Raw genomic sequence first — 17,959 nt, forward strand, 5'->3', positions numbered from 1 at the left:
CCGCCGGATATATTATTATTATGCCCGTGACGGCTGGGCAATGTGACGAAGCCTGCGCATAAGCGCAATCTCTTTGCGGGAGAACGGGATCCCATTCTCTTCAAAGACGTCGTGGAACCACAGCCGGCAGTAATCGCCAGACTCCTTCATCACTACCGGCCACGGCAGCCACGTCTGGGTTTTACCGCGCACCAGGCCCCACTGGTAAGGTGCGACTTTCGCTATATACATCAGCGGCAGCTGCTCTTCGATGGTGCTGCCGACGTGGCGAGCCAGCCATTCGGTGCAAAAAAGCGGCCGCTCCAGCTGCTGGAGCTGCTGGATAATCGCCGTCATGCGGGCGGTATTGGTGTAGGCGTGATAGCTGATCACGTCCGAAAGCGCCAGCGCGGCCCGATCCAGCGGGTGCTGGTAGAATGTCTCTCCTTCAACTTCCTCCGGGAGGCGCCACGCGCAGACGGTAAGCGGCTGCGTCGGGTCCTCTTCCCTCGCCCAGCGGAAGGCGAGCTCCATCAGCTCCTGGGCGTAGGTTTCCAGCTTTTCGTCGTACAACACCTCAACCGTGCCGGTGGCAAAGATGCCGCGATTGCCCGGCTCGTTATAGAGATCCCAGAGCAGAACGCGCTTATCGTCGCGGAACTGGCGGATAACGTCGCGGATATAGCATTCGATCTGCGGCCAACAGTCGCGGTCGCAAACCTTGTCCCGTCCGGGGCTCGCCGCCGCCTGGCTGTTGTGCTTGCCGGGTACCGGCGGCTTTTGCGGCCCCAGATAGGGTTCATCGCCCGAAAAACCGCAGTCGTCCATCAGCGTCAGCATGGTGCTAAAGCCGCGGCTATCGGCAATCGTCAGGAAACGCTCGATGCGCGCCATCAGGCCATCGCGATCGGCCTCCCAGACGATAAACGGCAGGTTGATGCGCAGCGTGTTGTAGCCCGCCTCTGCCGCCCAGCCCAGTTCACGTTCGATGGTTGGCGCATCGAACGTCTCCTCCTGCCAGATATCGGTCCAGTTAACCGCCGTCGAAGGCAGATAGTTAAACCCGCAAAGCCAACCCTGCTGCTGATACCACGCCTGCGCCTGCTCTTTGCTCCACTGCTGTTTCATCACTGCTCCTTACCGCTGATAATAATTAGCTAATAAATATTAGTTTTGGCATAAATGAGCAAATAGCGGCATGCAGAAAAGAGATAATTCTCACAAACCTGGCGCGCTGACATCGATGAAACGTGATCGACTGCGCAGAAGACGCTGGCCGGATAAGAAGGCTGTTTCGCAAGACGGTGGGCAGAGGACGGGAAAGAGGCTGAACGAAAGATAAACGGTTAATCCATTGTTTATTAAACTAATTTATTTAAATCTGGCGTCAGGCGCGGCGGTCTGTTCAGTCCGGATATGAGAGCAGGAAGCAGAGGAAGAGGAAACGGGAAACGGGAAACGGAGAGCAGGAAGGCGACAGGCGGGCCACGCCAGGACAAAAAAAACCCTGCCGAAGCAGGGTTTATTATTCCGAGACTACCGTTCTCAATACGTACTGATTAGAACGGGATGTCGTCGTCGAAATCCATCGGCGGTTCATTAGAAGGTGCTGCCGGAGCCTGCTGCTGCGGACGAGACTGCGCGCCGCCGCTGAACTGGTTGCCACCCTGCGGCTGCTGCTGTGGCTGCTGAGGCTGACCCCAACCGCCCTGCTGCTGGCCGCCGCCTGCCGGAGCGCCGCCGCCCTGACGGCCACCCAGCATCTGCATGGTGCCGCCAACGTTGACCACGATCTCAGTGGTGTACTTCTCAGTACCGGACTGATCGGTCCATTTGCGGGTACGCAGCTGGCCTTCGATATAAACCTGCGAACCTTTACGCAGGTATTCGCCGGCCACTTCAGCCAGCTTGCCGAACAGCACTACGCGGTGCCATTCGGTCTGTTCTTTCATTTCGCCGGTCTGCTTATCGCGCCAGGATTCGGAAGTCGCCAGCGTGAAGTTGGCGACGGCGCCGCCACTTGGCATGTAGCGTACTTCCGGGTCCTGCCCCAGATTACCGACGAGAATCACCTTGTTTACGCCTCTGCTGGCCATGATCGAATCTCCTGAATACGTTTCTTAATAAGTGTAAACCGGTAATTCTAACACCACAAAGGCCCTTTTAGATAGCTGGGACGTCGATTCCAGTAAACATCTTATCGCTATACAATTTTTCACCATCAACCCCCGCTGCCATTCCAATACTGTATATTCAAACAGGTCGGATTGTGCCATAATTAGCCGTTTCCGCCGTTTGTTCTTCATACAAACCAGGCAATCCGTATATCTACCTACCGGGAAAGGTGAATGGATAAGATCGAAGTTCGGGGCGCCCGCACCCATAATCTCAAAAACATCAACCTCGTTATCCCCCGCGACAAGCTAATTGTCGTCACCGGGCTTTCAGGGTCAGGCAAATCCTCACTGGCTTTCGACACGCTGTATGCCGAAGGGCAGCGCCGCTACGTTGAATCGCTCTCCGCCTACGCGCGCCAGTTCCTGTCGCTGATGGAGAAGCCGGATGTCGACCATATCGAAGGGCTGTCGCCGGCGATTTCCATCGAGCAGAAATCAACGTCCCATAACCCCCGCTCTACGGTAGGCACCATTACCGAAATTCACGACTATCTGCGTCTGCTGTACGCCCGCGTCGGCGAACCGCGCTGCCCGGACCACAACGTCCCGCTGGCGGCGCAAACCGTCAGCCAGATGGTCGATAACGTGCTTTCCCAGCCGGAAGGCCAGCGCCTGATGCTGCTGGCGCCGATTATCAAAGAGCGTAAAGGCGAGCATACCAAGACCCTGGAAAACCTGGCGAGCCAGGGCTATATCCGCGCGAGGATCGACGGTGAAGTTTGCGATCTCTCCGATCCGCCAAAGCTTGAGCTGCAGAAGAAACACACCATTGAAGTGGTTATCGATCGCTTCAAGGTGCGTGACGATCTCGCCCAGCGGCTGGCCGAATCGTTTGAAACGGCGCTGGATCTCTCCGGCGGCACCGCCGTTGTTGCCAATATGGACGACCCGAAAGCGGATGAGCTGCTGTTCTCCGCCAACTTCGCCTGTCCGATTTGCGGCTACAGCATGCGCGAGCTGGAACCTCGCCTGTTCTCCTTCAACAACCCGGCCGGCGCCTGCCCCACCTGCGACGGCCTTGGCGTGCAGCAGTATTTCGATCCCGAACGCGTGATCCAAAACCCGGAGCTGTCGCTGGCGGGCGGGGCGATCCGCGGCTGGGATCGGCGTAACTTCTACTATTTCCAGATGCTGAAGTCGCTGGCCGAGCATTACCAGTTCGATATCGAAGCGCCCTGGGGCACCCTCAATGCCGACGTGCAGAAAGTCATTCTGTCCGGCTCCGGCAAAGAGAACATTGAATTCAAGTACATGAACGATCGCGGCGACACCTCCGTGCGCCGCCATCCGTTCGAAGGCGTTCTGCACAATATGGAACGCCGCTACAAAGAGACCGAATCCAGCGCGGTGCGCGAAGAGCTGGCGAAGTTTATCAGCAACCGCTCCTGTACCAGCTGTGATGGCACCCGTCTGCGCCGCGAAGCGCGCCACGTCTTCGTCGAAAATACGCCGCTGCCGACAATCTCCGATATGAGCATTGGCCATGCGATGGACTTCTTCACCAACCTGAAGCTCTCCGGGCAGCGGGCACAAATCGCTGAAAAGGTGCTGAAGGAGATCGGCGATCGCCTGAAGTTCCTCGTTAACGTCGGCCTGAACTACCTGACGCTCTCGCGTTCGGCAGAGACGCTGTCCGGCGGCGAAGCCCAGCGTATTCGTCTGGCCAGCCAGATCGGCGCCGGGCTGGTCGGCGTCATGTACGTGCTCGACGAGCCGTCCATCGGCCTGCATCAGCGCGACAACGAACGCCTGCTCGGAACGCTGGTTCACCTGCGTAACCTGGGCAATACGGTCATTGTCGTTGAGCATGATGAGGACGCGATTCGCGCCGCTGACCACGTGATCGATATCGGCCCCGGCGCTGGCGTACACGGCGGACAGGTGGTGGCCGAGGGCACGCTGCAGGATATTATGGCGGTGCCTGAATCCCTGACCGGGCAGTACATGAGCGGCAAGCGCAAGATTGCGGTGCCTGAGCAGCGCGTAGCCGCCGACCCGCAGAAGGTGCTGAAGCTGACCGGCGCGCGCGGTAACAACCTGAAGGACGTTACGCTGACGCTGCCGGTGGGCCTGTTTACCTGCATTACCGGCGTCTCCGGTTCCGGTAAATCAACGCTGATTAACGATACGCTGTTCCCGATAGCCCAGCGCCAGCTCAACGGCGCGACTATCGCCGAACCGGCGCCCTATCGCGACGTGCAGGGGCTGGAGCATTTCGATAAGGTTATCGATATCGACCAGAGCCCCATTGGCCGTACGCCGCGCTCTAACCCGGCAACCTATACCGGCGTGTTTACGCCGGTACGCGAACTGTTCGCCGGCGTGCCGGAATCACGTTCACGCGGCTACACGCCGGGGCGCTTTAGCTTTAACGTTCGCGGCGGCCGCTGCGAAGCCTGCCAGGGCGATGGCGTTATCAAGGTCGAGATGCACTTCCTGCCGGATATCTACGTGCCGTGCGACCAGTGCAAGGGCAAGCGCTATAACCGCGAAACGCTGGAGATTAAGTACAAAGGTAAGACTATCCATGAAGTGCTGGATATGACTATCGAAGAGGCGCGCGAGTTCTTTGACGCCGTCCCTGCGCTGGCGCGTAAGCTGCAAACCCTGATGGACGTAGGCCTGACCTATATCCGCCTGGGCCAGTCGGCGACCACGCTCTCCGGCGGCGAGGCTCAGCGCGTGAAGCTGGCGCGCGAGCTGTCGAAGCGCGGAACCGGCCAGACGCTGTATATTCTCGATGAGCCGACCACCGGTCTGCACTTCGCCGATATCCAGCAGCTGCTGGACGTTCTGCATCAGCTGCGCGATCAGGGCAACACCATCGTGGTTATTGAGCACAACCTGGACGTCATCAAAACCGCGGACTGGATTGTGGACCTCGGCCCGGAAGGCGGCAGCGGCGGCGGGGAAATTCTCGTCTCCGGGACCCCAGAGACGGTTGCCGAGTGCGAAGCCTCGCACACCGCGCATTTCCTCAAGCCGCTGCTGGGCTAATCACTGTGAAAGCTGCTGTCGGGTCGGCTCCGACAGCAGCCTAATCGCCTGCTGATAAGAGGCGTCGACCAGGTAGTAAATCTGCGAATCGGGTAGCGAACCGTCAAGGAATACCGTACTCCAGTGGGCCTTGTTCAAGTGCCGGCTAGGGCGCACGTCTACGTGCTGCTCCCGCAGAAGCTCGGCAAGTTCCGGGCTGGCCTTCAGCGACACCGCGGGGCGCTTATCCTCCACCTCCTTGACCATCGCAAACAGCACGTCCGACACTTTAATCTGCGTCGCCTTCCAGTCGCTGTGTACGCTTTGCTCCGCGCCAGGCTTGGCCATGCAGTAGAGCAATAACTCCGAAATTGTCATCTAATATTCCCCCATGAGCGTCCCGACGCGATGGCGCGAACCGCCGTGAATGCGATATTCCGCGAGCCGCATCGCGGCCCGGCTGTCGATGTCAGATAAGCGATTCATGCTGCGAATGAATCTTTCTAAGTGTGCAGCAATAAGCGAAAAGGTAAAACCTTCCGGAGCGGATTTTGTACAAAAAAACGGCAGCCCACCGGCTGCCGCTGTTGCTGGCTGCTATTTCGCCCGCAGGCTATCAGTAATCGGAGTTCACAATAACCTCTTCTCCCTGGGCCCCGGCCATCGGTAAAGGCTTGTAGGAGGAGTTGGAGGCGCGCAGAATGCGAATGCCTCGCGCGCCCGCTTCACGGGCGGCGCCAATATCGTTATCCGAGTCGCCGTAGAAGACCTTGATGTTTTTCTCCTGCAGCCACTGGGTTTTCGTGTTCTGTCCCGGCTTATCGCCGGCAAAAATGACCGGGTTCATGTTTGCTGCGGGGATCAGGAAATCATCCTGCAGGGTTTTCGAGACCGTTTCGGTTTTGGTCTGACTGCGGCCGGTCACAAAATAGATGCTATCGCCGCGCTTAACGTGCATCGCAATCAGCTGACGCGCGACCTCTTTCGGCATGCTGAAATCATCCCAGCCGTTGTTCATTTTTTCCCAAAACTCGGGGTTTTTCAGGTAAGCATCGCTGCCGGGAGAGAATGTTTTCTGACCGCGCCAGAATCCAGGGCTGGAAAACAGCACGGTATCGTCAATATCAAAGCCCACCGCAATCGGCTGGCGCCCCAGCAGGCTATTTTCAATCTGCGCCACCGAGACCCAGTGAATCGGCGCCTGTTCAGCGAGCTTAGCGACGTTGGTTCCCGTCGAGAGGGGCTGCGGCGTCGAGGCGCGGGCAACGACGGCGCTATTAAGCGTGAACAGCAGGCAGACGGCCCCGAAGGCCAGGGTGATTTTGCGCATATTTATCCCTATAAACGTCATCATTCAAACGGCCTCTTTGACGGCTACGGTTAGCCGAACGCTCCCTGGGGCTGAGACGCATTTTGCATGATTGCGAGTGTAAATAACCGAATCATTATAATTTTCAATAATGTGGGTGCTTATAAATTCACCATGACCTTAACCCCGGCATCCGGCGATGAAAAGAGGTTTCTGCTCGAATGTCATAGAAAAAGAGAATGATCACACTTCAGGAAGGGAATTGCCCTCTCCTTTATACGTCGGAAAGGGCCAGATATTGCCGGGGGGTTATATCACTGCAGAAAATGCCTGCGCGACGCGCTGAACGTTGCCCGAGTTAAGGCCCGCCATGCACATTCTTCCGCTGGAAATCAGATAGACGCCAAACTCTTCACGCAGGCGATCGACCTGAGCGGCGCTCAATCCCGTGTAGCTAAACATACCGCGCTGCTTGAGCAGGTAGTCAAAGTTAACGCCGGGGACCGCCTCTTTCAGGACGTTCACCAGCTCCTGACGCATCGCCAGAATGCGGGTGCGCATCTCTTCGACTTCCGCCAGCCATGAGGCCTTCAGCTCCACGTCGTTCAGCACGGTGGCAACCACCTGCGCCCCGAAGTTCGGCGGGCTGGAGTAGTTACGGCGTACGGTCGCCTTCAGCTGGCCGAGCACGCGTCCCGCCGTTTCGCTATCTTCGCAAACCACCGACAGGCCGCCGACGCGCTCGCCGTACAGGGAGAAGATTTTCGAGAAGGAGTTGCTGACCAGCATCGGCATGCCGGCGCTGGCAATCGTGCGGATTGCCCAGGCGTCATCTTCCATGCCCGCGCCATAACCCTGGTAGGCGATGTCGAGGAAAGGGATCAGGCTGCGCGCTTTCAGCACTTTTGCCACTTCATCCCACTGATCATGGCTCAGATCGGCGCCGGTTGGGTTATGGCAGCACGGATGCAGCAGCACGATATCGCCTTCAGGCAGGGTGCGCAGCGTCTCGAGCAGCGCCTCAAAGCGCACGCCGTTGGTCTCATTATCAAACCAGGGGTAAGTACTTACTTCGAAGCCAGCCCCTTCAAAGATGGCGATGTGGTTTTCCCAGGTCGGATCGCTGACCCATACGCGCGCCTGCGGGAAGTAGCGCTTGAGGAAATCCGCCCCCACCTTCAGCGCGCCGGAACCGCCCAGCGTCTGAATGGAAGCCACGCGCTGCTGCTGCAGTACCGGGTGATCGGCGCCAAACAGCAGCGGCGCAATGGCGCTACGGTAGGCATTCAGACCTTCCATCGGCAGATACAGCGAGGCGCCGTGCGGCTGCGCGTTAAGGCGCGCTTCCGCTTCCGCCACCGCCTTCAGCTGCGGGATAATTCCGTCTTCGTTATAGTACAAACCGATGCTGAGGTTTACTTTGTCACTGCGAGGATCTTCTTTGAAACGCTCCATTAAGGAGAGAATGGGGTCGCCAGCGTAGGCGTCAACTTTCTGAAACACGCGATGTTTCTCCAGGTTTACAAAAGGCAGGTCATAACACAATAAACCGGAAGCCGTGGCAGGTCGAGAGGATGTTAGCGGATTGCCGATGACGATCGCCCGCCAGGGCGCCGGCGGGGCTTTTCCCGGCCGCAGCGCTGGCGCCGTAGCCGGGCTGTTGGGTAGCGCCCTGACCCCGGCAGCCGTGATGCAGCCGGGGAATATTGCGGTAAATCGGGGCTAATCGACGTACTTCATCGAAACGCGTGAAGTCAGGCGCGTGATAAGTTCGTAAGCACTTACTTTCGTAATTTCTGCAATCCGTTCAACGGGTAAACCTTCTCCCCACAGCACCACCGGATCGCCGGACCTCTCCTGCGCCTCGGGGCCGAGGTCGACGCAGATCATATCCATCGCCACGCGACCGACAATCGGCACTTCCCGACCGTTAACCAGCACCGGCGTACCGGACGGCGCGGCGCGCGGATAGCCATCGCCGTAGCCCATCGCCACTACCCCGAGACGGGTATGGCGTTCGCTAATCCAGGTCCCGCCGTAGCCCACCGGCTCGCCCGCTTTATGCTCGCGAACGGCAATCAGGCTCGAGGTCAGCGACATCACCGGCTGGCAGCCAAAGTCGGCGCCGGTGGATTGATTCTCTAACGGCGACACGCCGTAGAGAATAATGCCCGGACGCACCCAGTCAAAATGCGACTGCGGCCACAGCAAAATCCCGCCGGAGGCGGCGATAGAGCGCAGGCCAGGCTTGCCATCGGTAAAGGTGGTGAAGATATCCAGCTGCCGCTCGGTGGCCCCGCACTCCGGCTCATCCGCGCGGGCAAAGTGGCTGACGACGTTCACCGGCTGGCGGACGTTTTTACAGCGGCTCAGGCGCTGATAGAAAGCCTCCGCCTCTTCCGGCAGCACGCCCAGCCGGTGCATGCCGGTATCGAGCTTCATCCAGACGCTGACCGGTTCGCTCAGCTCGGCGCTTTCCAGCGCGGCCAGCTGTTCGGGGCTATGCACCGCCGTTTGCAGGCGCTCGGCGGCAATCACCGGCAGATCGCTGGCCTCAAAAAAGCCTTCCAGCAGCAGGATCGGCTGCGTGATGCCGCCCGCCCGCAGGCGCAGGGCTTCTTCAAGCCGGGCGACGCCAAAGGCGTCGGCATCAGGGAGCGTTCGCGCGGTCTCGATAAGACCGTGTCCGTAAGCGTTCGCTTTCACGACTGCAACCAGCTTGCTGGCAGGCGCCAGTTCACGCAGACGTTGCAGGTTGTGTCGCAGAGCGCGGCGGTTAATGACTACAGTTGCCGCTTGCATTTAAGTTCCTTAATAAAAGAGTCGCCGGTATCCATCGTGCAGCGGGAAGGCGACAGGTCCGGGCGCCCCGGGGGCTTAACAGGCTAAGTGACCGAGGCGGGCGGGCGAGTCAACGTACCAGCGGCGTGAAGGACCTGGGAGATTTACTCATCATCATACTGAGGGCCGGCATAATTATCGAAGCGCGACCATTGCCCGTTAAACGTCAGACGTACCGTACCAATGGGGCCGTTACGCTGCTTACCAATAATAATTTCGGCGATGCCTTTCAGGTCGCTGTTCTCGTGATAAACCTCATCACGATAGATAAACATGATTAAGTCGGCATCCTGTTCAATAGAGCCTGATTCACGGAGATCGGAGTTTACCGGGCGCTTATCGGCGCGCTGCTCCAGGGAGCGGTTAAGCTGCGACAGGGCCACCACCGGCACCTGCAGCTCTTTGGCCAGCGCCTTCAGCGAGCGGGAGATTTCGGCGATCTCCAAGGTACGGTTATCGGAGAGCGACGGCACGCGCATCAGCTGCAGGTAGTCGATCATAATCAGGCCAATGCCGCCGTGCTCGCGGGCGATACGGCGGGCGCGGGAGCGCACTTCCGTCGGCGTCAGGCCGGAGGAGTCATCGATATAGATATTGCGTTTTTCCAGCAGAATGCCCATGGTGCCCGAAATTCGCGCCCAGTCTTCGTCATCCAGCTGGCCGGTACGGATACGCGTCTGGTCGACGCGCGACAGCGAGGCCAGGGTACGCATCATAATCTGCTCAGAGGGCATCTCGAGGCTGAAAATCAGCACCGGCTTATCCTGCAGCATCGCCGCATTTTCGACGATGTTCATCGCAAACGTCGTTTTACCCATCGACGGACGCGCCGCGACGATGATCAAATCCGATGGCTGCAGACCCGCGGTCTTTTTATTCAGGTCGTCATAGCCGGTATTCACGCCGGTGACGCCGTCGTGTGGCTGCTGGAACAGCTGCTCGATACGCGCAACGGTCGCATCCAGCACTTCGGCGATATTTCTCGGACCTTCGTCTTTATTCGCGCGGCTCTCGGCGATCTTAAAGACCCGGGACTCCGCCAGATCGAGCAGGTCTTCGCTGGTGCGACCCTGGGGGTCGAAGCCCGCTTCGGCAATTTCGTTCGCCACCGAGATCATTTCGCGAACAACGGCTCGCTCGCGCACGATGTCGGCATAAGCGCTGATGTTCGCCGCGCTTGGCGTATTTTTGGAGAGTTCAGCCAGATAGGCGAAACCGCCTACGCTGTCCAGCTGCCCCTGGCGCTCAAGCGATTCCGCGAGCGTAATAAGGTCAATCGGGCTGCCGGTTTCCTGCAGGCGGGCCATTTCAATAAAGATATGACGGTGCGGACGCGTGTAAAAGTCTTCTGCAACAACGCGCTCGGCGACGTCGTCCCAGCGCTCGTTGTCCAGCATTAAACCGCCCAACACCGACTGTTCCGCTTCAATCGAGTGCGGCGGTACTTTCAACCCGGCGACCTGCGGATCGCGAACTCGGGGTTCAGTCTGGGGTTTGTTGAAGGGTTTATTTCCTGCCATATTGAATGGAATTCCCGGAATAGAAATTGGCTCGAAAGGTTACCACATAGTTCAGGAGGAAGCATGGCAACACGTATTGAATTTCACAAGCACGGTGGCCCCGAAGTTCTGCAGGTGGTGGAGTTTGTGGCAGAGGATCCGGCAGAGCACGAGATACAGGTAGAGAACAAAGCTATTGGTATCAACTACATCGATACCTATATTCGCAGCGGCCTCTATCCGCCCCCTTCGCTTCCGAGCGGATTAGGTACCGAAGCCGCCGGCGTGGTGACAAAGGTCGGGCGCGGCGTCACCCATATTAAAGCCGGCGATCGCGTCGTCTACGCCCAGTCGGCGCTGGGCGCCTACAGCTCGGTGCATAACGTCCCCGCCGATAAGGCCGCGATTTTGCCTGCGGCCATCTCCTTCGAGCAGGCGGCGGCCTCCTTCCTTAAGGGACTGACGGTCTATTATCTGCTGCGTAAAACCTACGAAATCAAAGCCGGTGAGACGTTCCTGTTCCACGCCGCGGCCGGTGGCGTCGGGCTGATAGCCTGCCAGTGGGCGAAGGCGCTGGGCGCCAGGCTCATCGGCACCGTCGGCAGCGCGCAAAAGGCGCAGCGCGCGAAGCAGGCCGGAGCCTGGGAGACGATCAACTATCGTGAAGAGAATATCGCCGAGCGGCTAAAAGAGATTACCGAGGGTAAGAAGGTGCACGTGGTCTATGATTCCGTGGGCAAAGACACCTGGGAGGCCTCGCTTGACTGTCTGCAGCGGCGAGGGCTGATGGTCAGCTTCGGCAACTCCTCCGGCCCGGTTACCGGCGTTAATCTGGGGATCCTCAACCAGAAAGGTTCGCTGTACGTGACCCGCCCTTCTCTGCAGGGCTATATCACCAACCGCGAAGAGCTGGTAGAAGCCAGTAACGAGCTCTTTTCGCTGATCGCCAGCGGGGTGATAAACGTCGACGTTGCCGAGAGTCAAAAATATCCGCTGGCCGACGCCCGACGCGCGCACGAGGTGCTCGAAAGCCGCGCCACCGAAGGCTCAAGCCTGCTGCTGCCGTAACGGGTAAATCGAGGCAAGGTTAACGCAGCCAACGCTTATGTAGTTCGAAGTATGACGGGAAACCTCCCTAAATAATTCGGGCTACAGGAAGGCGGCAAGATAGCGAATCCCCGGGAGCTTACTCCGGTAAGTGACCGGGGTGAGTTAACGCAGCCAACGCACCTGTAGTCTGAAGTATGACGGGAGGGGGAAAAGTTTAGGGCTTCCAAATGGAAGCCCTTACTTTTTTTAGTTCGGCTGTATGTAGGGTACAGCGCGATGAATTCGTTAACGCGCTAATAGTGACAGATTTAATAAGCAAAACCTACGCCGTTTTATGCAAAATTCCTCAGGTTGTGACCTACCACTCACTCCCTTAATAACGCCAGCGGTTGTTGCTACGGTAGCGGGTGATTTTAGGCTTATTTATCGCCCGAATCACCCATACCACCGCAACGGCCAACAGCAGCCACGGCAGCAGTTTAATCATCATCGCAAACAGGCCGCCGACGAACATCAGCGCCGTCGCCGCAACAATCGCGGCAATAATGCCCAGCAGCGACACGCCGGTCACCAGCAGCATCACAAAAAAACCAATAATAAATAGCAGTTCCAGCATCGTCTTCTCTCCCCCGGCAATAGCCTTCTGTACTCAGGCATTACAAGAAGCGTGCCAATTATAATTTATTGAATTTAAAGCAAAACGCCCTGAAGTTAACTTCAGGGCGTGGCGTATTTGACTAAATTTTAGCGAAACGTTAACGCTTATCGGCTACCAGCTTCAGCGCGTGTTCCAGGACGTTAATATCCGCCCCGGCCTTGTGCGCGTTTTCACTCAGGTAGCGACGCCACTGGCGGGCGCCGGGGATCCCCTGGAACAGGCCCAGCATATGGCGGGTTACATGGCCAAGGTAGGTCCCGTTGCTCAGCTCACGCTCAATATACGGATACATGGCTCGCACCACGGCAACCGGGTCAGCATCCGCGCCACTGGCGGCAAAAATCTCCCGGTCAACCGCGGTCAGCATGCCTGGGTTCTGGTACGCCTCGCGCCCCACCATCACGCCGTCCATATGCTCAAGGTGCAGCTTCGCCTCTTCCAGCGACCTGATCCCACCGTTGATCGCCATCGTCAGATGCGGAAAATCACGCTTTAGCTGATAGACGCGCGGGTAGTCCAGAGGCGGGATCTCGCGGTTCTCTTTCGGGCTCAGGCCGGAAAGCCAGGCTTTGCGGGCGTGGATGATGAACATATCGCATTCGCCTTTCCCGGATACGGTATCAATGAAATCACACAGGAACGCATAGCTATCCTGGTCATCAATGCCAATGCGCGTTTTTACCGTTACCGGAATCGAGACCACGTCGCGCATCGCCTTAATGCAGTCGGCAACCAGCTGCGCATTGCCCATCAGGCAGGCGCCGAACATCCCGTTCTGCACGCGGTCAGACGGGCAGCCGACGTTGAGGTTGATCTCATCGTAGCCGCGCGCTTGCGCCAGCTTCGCACACTGCGCCAGCGCAGCCGGATCGCTACCGCCCAGCTGTAGCGCAACGGGATGCTCCTCTTCGCTGTAGGCCAGATAGTCCCCTTTACCGTGAATAATCGCCCCGGTGGTCACCATTTCGGTATACAGCAGCGTATGGCGCGACAGCTGGCGCAGGAAGTAGCGGCAGTGCCTGTCGGTCCAGTCGAGCATCGGTGCGATGGAAAAACGGTGGGCAGCAAAAGCGGTCGAAGTTGATTCTGGCATCATGGCGAATAAACAGGCATCCGGGTAAAAAGGGGCGCTACTATAGCACAAAGATAAACCACAGGCGCATAGCGCCAATGGTCATATCCTGGGGTGGAAAAAACGCTATTTCCTGCGCGGCTTGCCGTCGTGAGGGCCGAAGAACTGCGGCGGATGGTCAACCCAGCGATCCTGGCGCGTCGCGGCGTAGCTGGGGTTAAGCGGATAGTAGATCCGGTTAAATTTTTTATTCGCTTCGCCGACCACCAGCAGGCACACCTCCTCCTCGGTGTTGTTCAGGAAGGTATGGCATACCCCGGTACCGGCGGGAAAACCAACGCTATCCCCGGGCTCCAGCTTCCACAGATAGCCGTTTATCCACACTTCCGGATACCCTTCCAGCACGTAGATAAACTCTTCTTCATCGCTTTCCGCATGCGGATAAGAAGTGCGACGCCCCGGCAGCAGACGTTCATGATGGATCCCCAGCCGGTTTAGCCGTAAACCTCGGGCCAGCGGCGCGCCGATGGAAAAGAGCTCGTTGCTGTCAGGGTAGGTGGCATCATCCGGCCCCTCCAGCTCGCGCCAATGTCGAATGCAATCAGGTCGTTTCATCGTTTTCTCCCGAAAATGAGATGCATCAGGTATAGCACAAACCGTGGGTTCTCGGCGTTTTGCCTGGATCGTGATAAAGTAACAACTTCATCGTTACACAACCAGAGGATGCTCATGGATAAGTCCACTTCGCAAGACATGTTAGCGCATGCTGAAAAGCTCTGCGCGCAGCGGGGCGTGCGCCTGACTCCGCAGCGCCTGGAAGTGTTGCGCCTGATGAGTTTGCAGCAGGGGGCGATCAGCGCCTACGATTTGCTCGATCTGCTGCGCGGTAAAGAGCCGCAGGCCAAGCCGCCAACGGTCTACCGGGCGCTGGAGTTTCTGCTCGAGCAGGGTTTCGTGCACAAGGTGGAATCAACCAACAGCTACGTGCTGTGCCATCTGTTCGATCAGCCAACCCATAGCTCAGCGATGTTTATCTGCGATCGCTGCGGCGTGGTGAAAGAAGAGTGTGCGGAAGGCGTAGAGGACATCATGCATACGCTGGCGGCAAAAATGGGCTTCGCCCTGCGCCATAACGTGATTGAAGCGCACGGGCTGTGCGCGGGCTGCGTCGAAGTAGAAGCCTGCAACACGCCGGGGCACTGCCACCACGACCATACCATTCAGATTAAAAAGAAAGCCCGCTGAGGCGTTAGCCGCAGCGGGAATCAGGGGATTTTCGTACATCCTTGTACCCTTCGGGCAGGCAATAACAATGCTTTAAAACAAAGGGTTAACGCTTTATGTCCGATCGCTACCAGCGATAGTCATTTTTGGTTTCCCAGTCAGACACTTCTTTCTCTGCCTGATCTTTCGCGTAGCCGTAACGCTCCTGGATTCTACCGACCAGCTGGTCGCGCTTGCCCTCGATGACGGTCATATCATCGTCGGTAAGCTTGCCCCATTGCTCTTTGGCCTTACCTTTTAACTGTTTCCAGTTACCGCCGATTTCGTCTTTATTCATAATTCAGTCCTCATCGTTCGGTGAGTGAACAGCCCGCTGTGTGCCGGACGTATGATTAACTATAGATGAGAATTCTGGGTTAATTTTATTATTCGGAATCTTTAACCATCTTTACGACAAAACGCGTTATGAAAACCAGGTTCCGCGCTGCCAGTGCCGCCGCCAGATCAGCGCCAGCGACAGGCCCCGCAGCGCCAGGAACACCGCCAGCGCCAACCACAGGCCGTGGTTACCGAGCACCGGTAGCGTCAGCAGAGTTAAGGCAAAGCCCACGGCGGCTACCGCCATGCTGTTACGCATTTCGCTGCCGCGCGTCGCGCCGATAAACATCCCGTCCAGCAGATAGCACCAGACGCCGATCGTCGGCAGAATCATCTGCCACCACAGATAGCGGTCGGCGAGCTGCTGGAGCGAGGGTATCGAGGTCAGCAGAGCGATAATCTGCTCGCCCGCCACGCTGTAGACCAGCGCAAACGCCAGCGCGACCATGCCGGACTGTCGACAGGCCGCCCGCCATACCTCCAGCAGCTTGCTGCCGTCGCGCGCGCCGTAAGCCTGCCCGGAGTGGGCCTCCACGGCGTAGGCAAAGCCATCCAGCGCGTAGGCGGTGAAGGTTAGCATGGTCATCAGAATGGCGTTCACCGCCACGATATCGCCTCCCAGACGCGCGCCGCAAACGGTCACCGCGCCAAAGCAGAGCTGCAGCAGCAGCGAACGCAGCATGATGTCGCGGTTGAGGGCCAGCAGCCGCCGGATGTCGCCGCGCCAGGCGCCCTTAAGCATAGCGAACGACACGCCGCGCAGCTTCAGCACGCGTTTCGCCATCAGCAGGCCAATGATAAAGGTGGCGTATTCGGCGCTCACCGTCGCCAGCGCCGCGCCCTGCACGTTCATATGCAGACCCATCACCAGCCACAGATCGAGGACAATATTCAGCAGGTTGCCGACAATCAGCAGGATCACCGGCGCGCGGGCATACTGGACGCCCAGCAGCCAGCCCAGCAGCACCAGGTTAGCTAACGATGCCGGAGCGCTCAGCCAGCGGATCTCGAGGAATCGCCGGGCCTGCTCCAGCACCGCTTCGCTGCCGCCGACGATATGCAGCGCGAGGTTAATCAGCGGAATACGAAACATAACGATCAGCAGACCGGCGGCCAGCGCCAGACCAAGCGGCTGCACCAGCGCGCGCGCCAGGCGAACGGGATCCTTTGCGCCAAACGCCTGCGCCGTCAGGCCGGTGGTACTCATTCGCAGAAAGAGCAGCAGCATGAACAGGAAGCTGGTAGCCGTCGCCCCGACCGCCACGCCGCCGAGGTAAACCGGGCTATCAAGATGGCCGATGACCGCCGTATCCACCAGCCCCAGCAGCGGGACGGTGATATTGGAGAAAATCATCGGTAGCGCCAGGCGCCACAGGGCCTTATCAGCAGCATTAAAAAGCATGGGGGAGAGCCTGAGCGAAGAGAGATAGCGCAGCATCATGCATCAGACGATGCTGCGTTAGAGAAGGCGCTTACAGCCACTCGCCGTTACGGATGACGCCGACGGCCAGACCTTCAATGGTAAAGCTTTGCTCGCGTAGGTTCACCACGATCGGTGAAAACTCGCTGTTTTCCGGCAGAAGTTCGACGACGTTACCCTGCCTTTTAAGGCGTTTAACCGTCACTTCTTCATCGATGCGTGCGACCACAACCTGCCCGTTGCGCACGTCCTGCGTTTTGTGTACCGCCAGCAGATCGCCGTCCAGAATACCAATGTCTTTCATCGACATACCGCTGACGCGCAGCAGGAAGTCGGCGCTCGGCTTGAACATTGCCGGGTCGACCTGGAAGTGGCCTTCGATGTGCTGCTGCGCCAGCAGCGGCTCACCGGCAGCGACGCGGCCAATCAGCGGCAGGCCGGGCTCTTCTTCAGTCAGCAGACGAATACCGCGGGAGGCACCGGAAACGATCTCGATTGCGCCTTTACGCGCCAGCGCTTTCAGATGTTCTTCCGCCGCGTTTGGGGAACGGAACCCCAAGCGCTGAGCAATTTCCGCACGCGTCGGCGGCATGCCCGTCTGGCTGATATGATCCCTGATGAGATCAAACACCTCTTGCTGCCTGGTCGTTAACGCTTTCATTCCGCCCCCTGGGTGTATATACAGTTATGCTGTGAGTATATACAGCTAACGGTGATTTTGGAATCAAATTTCACACATAAATCAGGAGATTCTTTTGATTTGATGCCCGCCGGAGCCGGTTAACGCAGAGGGGATAGTGGTGAGGCGCTGCGGCTCCACGCGGGACAAAAAAACGCGTGGAGGGAGGCTCGCCGGCCGCCGGCCCGTGGACGCGAAACCGGGGCGGTGGACGGCAAAGCAAATAGCCTGATGCTACTGACGCCTAGCGATAGTGCGACCACAGCAGCGTAACCCAGACGATCAGCGCGATGGCGATCGCCAGAAATACCGCCGCAGAGCCCATATCCTTCGCCCGTCCAGAAAGCTCATGGTGCTCGGAGCCAATTCGGTCCACCACCGCCTCAATCGCGCTATTAAGAATTTCGACTATCATCACTAACAGGACCGAGCCTATCAGCAGCACGCGCGTAACGGCGTCAACATCCAACCAGCAGGCGATCGCAATGGCAATAACGGTGGCGATACCTTCCTGACGAAAGGCGGCCTCATTTATCCATGCCGCACGAAAACCTTTCCAGGAATACCCTGCCGCTTTAATGATTCGGGTTAACCCGGTGGTATTATTGGCCATCAAAAGAACCTTTTTATGTAAATGACGTCAATGAGTGTACGCGTTTGCCGCGTGGCGACGGAAATTTTGCGTACTTTCTGTTAT

18 protein-coding genes are annotated in these 17,959 nt (G+C 58.1%); 4 read left to right on the forward strand and 14 right to left on the reverse strand.

Translation table 11 applies throughout. The features are described from left to right. Positions 1-18: 18 nt before the first annotated feature. Complete coding sequence (locus PFH44_RS03905; protein ID WP_283824347.1) at positions 19-1,107, reverse strand: cellulase family glycosylhydrolase; 1,089 nt, start codon at positions 1,105-1,107, stop codon at positions 19-21. A 431-nt stretch (positions 1,108-1,538) separates the two neighbouring features. Beyond that, positions 1,539-2,075 (reverse strand): single-stranded DNA-binding protein SSB1, encoded by a 537-nt coding sequence (ssb1, locus tag PFH44_RS03910; protein WP_123709998.1) that lies wholly within the window; start codon positions 2,073-2,075, stop codon positions 1,539-1,541. A gap of 252 nt (positions 2,076-2,327) precedes the next feature. Here ssb1 and uvrA point away from each other — a divergent pair, with 252 nt between their 5' ends. Beyond that, on the forward strand, positions 2,328-5,153 hold the full coding sequence (uvrA, locus tag PFH44_RS03915) for an excinuclease ABC subunit UvrA (protein WP_283824348.1): 2,826 nt from the start codon (positions 2,328-2,330) through the stop codon (positions 5,151-5,153). Here the strand turns inward: uvrA and PFH44_RS03920 are convergent, their stop codons facing one another. The 3 genes from PFH44_RS03920 to tyrB all read right to left on the reverse strand — a co-directional run bounded on the left by PFH44_RS03920 (position 5,154) and on the right by tyrB (position 7,944). Beyond that, positions 5,154-5,510, reverse strand: a complete 357-nt coding sequence (locus PFH44_RS03920; RefSeq protein ID WP_045853451.1) for an MmcQ/YjbR family DNA-binding protein — start codon at positions 5,508-5,510, stop codon at positions 5,154-5,156. A 238-nt stretch (positions 5,511-5,748) separates the two neighbouring features. Next, on the reverse strand, positions 5,749-6,462 hold the full coding sequence (aphA, locus tag PFH44_RS03925) for an acid phosphatase AphA (protein ID WP_283824349.1): 714 nt from the start codon (positions 6,460-6,462) through the stop codon (positions 5,749-5,751). A 288-nt stretch (positions 6,463-6,750) separates the two neighbouring features. Further along, entirely contained in the window at positions 6,751-7,944 is a 1,194-nt protein-coding gene (gene tyrB / locus PFH44_RS03930) for an aromatic amino acid transaminase (RefSeq protein ID WP_283824350.1), read from the reverse strand. A gap of 88 nt (positions 7,945-8,032) precedes the next feature. Between tyrB and PFH44_RS03935 the strand changes: the two genes are divergently transcribed. Further along, positions 8,033-8,167 carry a hypothetical protein gene (locus tag PFH44_RS03935; RefSeq protein ID WP_283824351.1) on the forward strand — a complete coding sequence of 45 codons (135 nt, stop codon included), beginning with the start codon at positions 8,033-8,035 and terminating at the stop codon, positions 8,165-8,167. Here PFH44_RS03935 and alr read toward each other — a convergent pair. Next, on the reverse strand, positions 8,164-9,243 hold the full coding sequence (gene alr / locus PFH44_RS03940; protein ID WP_133601248.1) for an alanine racemase: 1,080 nt from the start codon (positions 9,241-9,243) through the stop codon (positions 8,164-8,166). The two genes, PFH44_RS03935 and alr, sit on opposite strands and share 4 nt — an antisense overlap. 143 nt (positions 9,244-9,386) lie before the next feature. Then, entirely contained in the window at positions 9,387-10,802 is a 1,416-nt protein-coding gene (gene dnaB, locus PFH44_RS03945; protein WP_045853454.1) for a replicative DNA helicase, read from the reverse strand. Positions 10,803-10,865: 63 nt separating this feature from the next. Here dnaB and PFH44_RS03950 point away from each other — a divergent pair, with 63 nt between their 5' ends. After that, a complete protein-coding gene (locus PFH44_RS03950; RefSeq protein WP_283824352.1) occupies positions 10,866-11,849 on the forward strand; it encodes a quinone oxidoreductase in 984 nt (327 codons plus the stop codon). Between the two features lie 355 nt (positions 11,850-12,204). Here the strand turns inward: PFH44_RS03950 and pspG are convergent, their stop codons facing one another. The 3 genes from pspG to PFH44_RS03965 all read right to left on the reverse strand — a co-directional run bounded on the left by pspG (position 12,205) and on the right by PFH44_RS03965 (position 14,176). After that, entirely contained in the window at positions 12,205-12,447 is a 243-nt protein-coding gene (pspG, locus tag PFH44_RS03955; protein ID WP_041143599.1) for an envelope stress response protein PspG, read from the reverse strand. A gap of 139 nt (positions 12,448-12,586) precedes the next feature. Then, positions 12,587-13,585, reverse strand: a complete 999-nt coding sequence (gene dusA, locus PFH44_RS03960; protein WP_115193785.1) for a tRNA dihydrouridine(20/20a) synthase DusA — start codon at positions 13,583-13,585, stop codon at positions 12,587-12,589. A 102-nt stretch (positions 13,586-13,687) separates the two neighbouring features. Then, a complete protein-coding gene (locus tag PFH44_RS03965) occupies positions 13,688-14,176 on the reverse strand; it encodes a cupin domain-containing protein (protein ID WP_045853456.1) in 489 nt (162 codons plus the stop codon). A gap of 114 nt (positions 14,177-14,290) precedes the next feature. Between PFH44_RS03965 and zur the strand changes: the two genes are divergently transcribed. Next, positions 14,291-14,806: a zinc uptake transcriptional repressor Zur gene (zur, locus tag PFH44_RS03970; RefSeq protein WP_045853457.1), complete on the forward strand. Its 516-nt coding sequence runs from the start codon at positions 14,291-14,293 to the stop codon at positions 14,804-14,806. A 106-nt stretch (positions 14,807-14,912) separates the two neighbouring features. Here the strand turns inward: zur and PFH44_RS03975 are convergent, their stop codons facing one another. From PFH44_RS03975 to PFH44_RS03990, 4 genes are all read right to left on the reverse strand, one after another. Beyond that, positions 14,913-15,122, reverse strand: a complete 210-nt coding sequence (locus PFH44_RS03975) for a CsbD family protein (protein ID WP_041143596.1) — start codon at positions 15,120-15,122, stop codon at positions 14,913-14,915. A gap of 126 nt (positions 15,123-15,248) precedes the next feature. Beyond that, positions 15,249-16,565, reverse strand: coding sequence for an MATE family efflux transporter DinF (dinF, locus tag PFH44_RS03980; RefSeq protein WP_283824353.1), 1,317 nt, complete (start codon positions 16,563-16,565; stop codon positions 15,249-15,251). A gap of 70 nt (positions 16,566-16,635) precedes the next feature. Then, positions 16,636-17,244 carry a transcriptional repressor LexA gene (gene lexA / locus PFH44_RS03985; RefSeq protein ID WP_283824354.1) on the reverse strand — a complete coding sequence of 203 codons (609 nt, stop codon included), beginning with the start codon at positions 17,242-17,244 and terminating at the stop codon, positions 16,636-16,638. 262 nt (positions 17,245-17,506) lie between these two features. Continuing rightward, positions 17,507-17,875 (reverse strand): diacylglycerol kinase, encoded by a 369-nt coding sequence (locus tag PFH44_RS03990; RefSeq protein WP_135185338.1) that lies wholly within the window; start codon positions 17,873-17,875, stop codon positions 17,507-17,509. Between the last annotated feature and the right edge of the window lie 84 nt (positions 17,876-17,959).

The organism is Klebsiella sp. Ech2A, assembly GCF_030078455.1.
Classification (GTDB): domain Bacteria; phylum Pseudomonadota; class Gammaproteobacteria; order Enterobacterales; family Enterobacteriaceae; genus Klebsiella; species Klebsiella terrigena.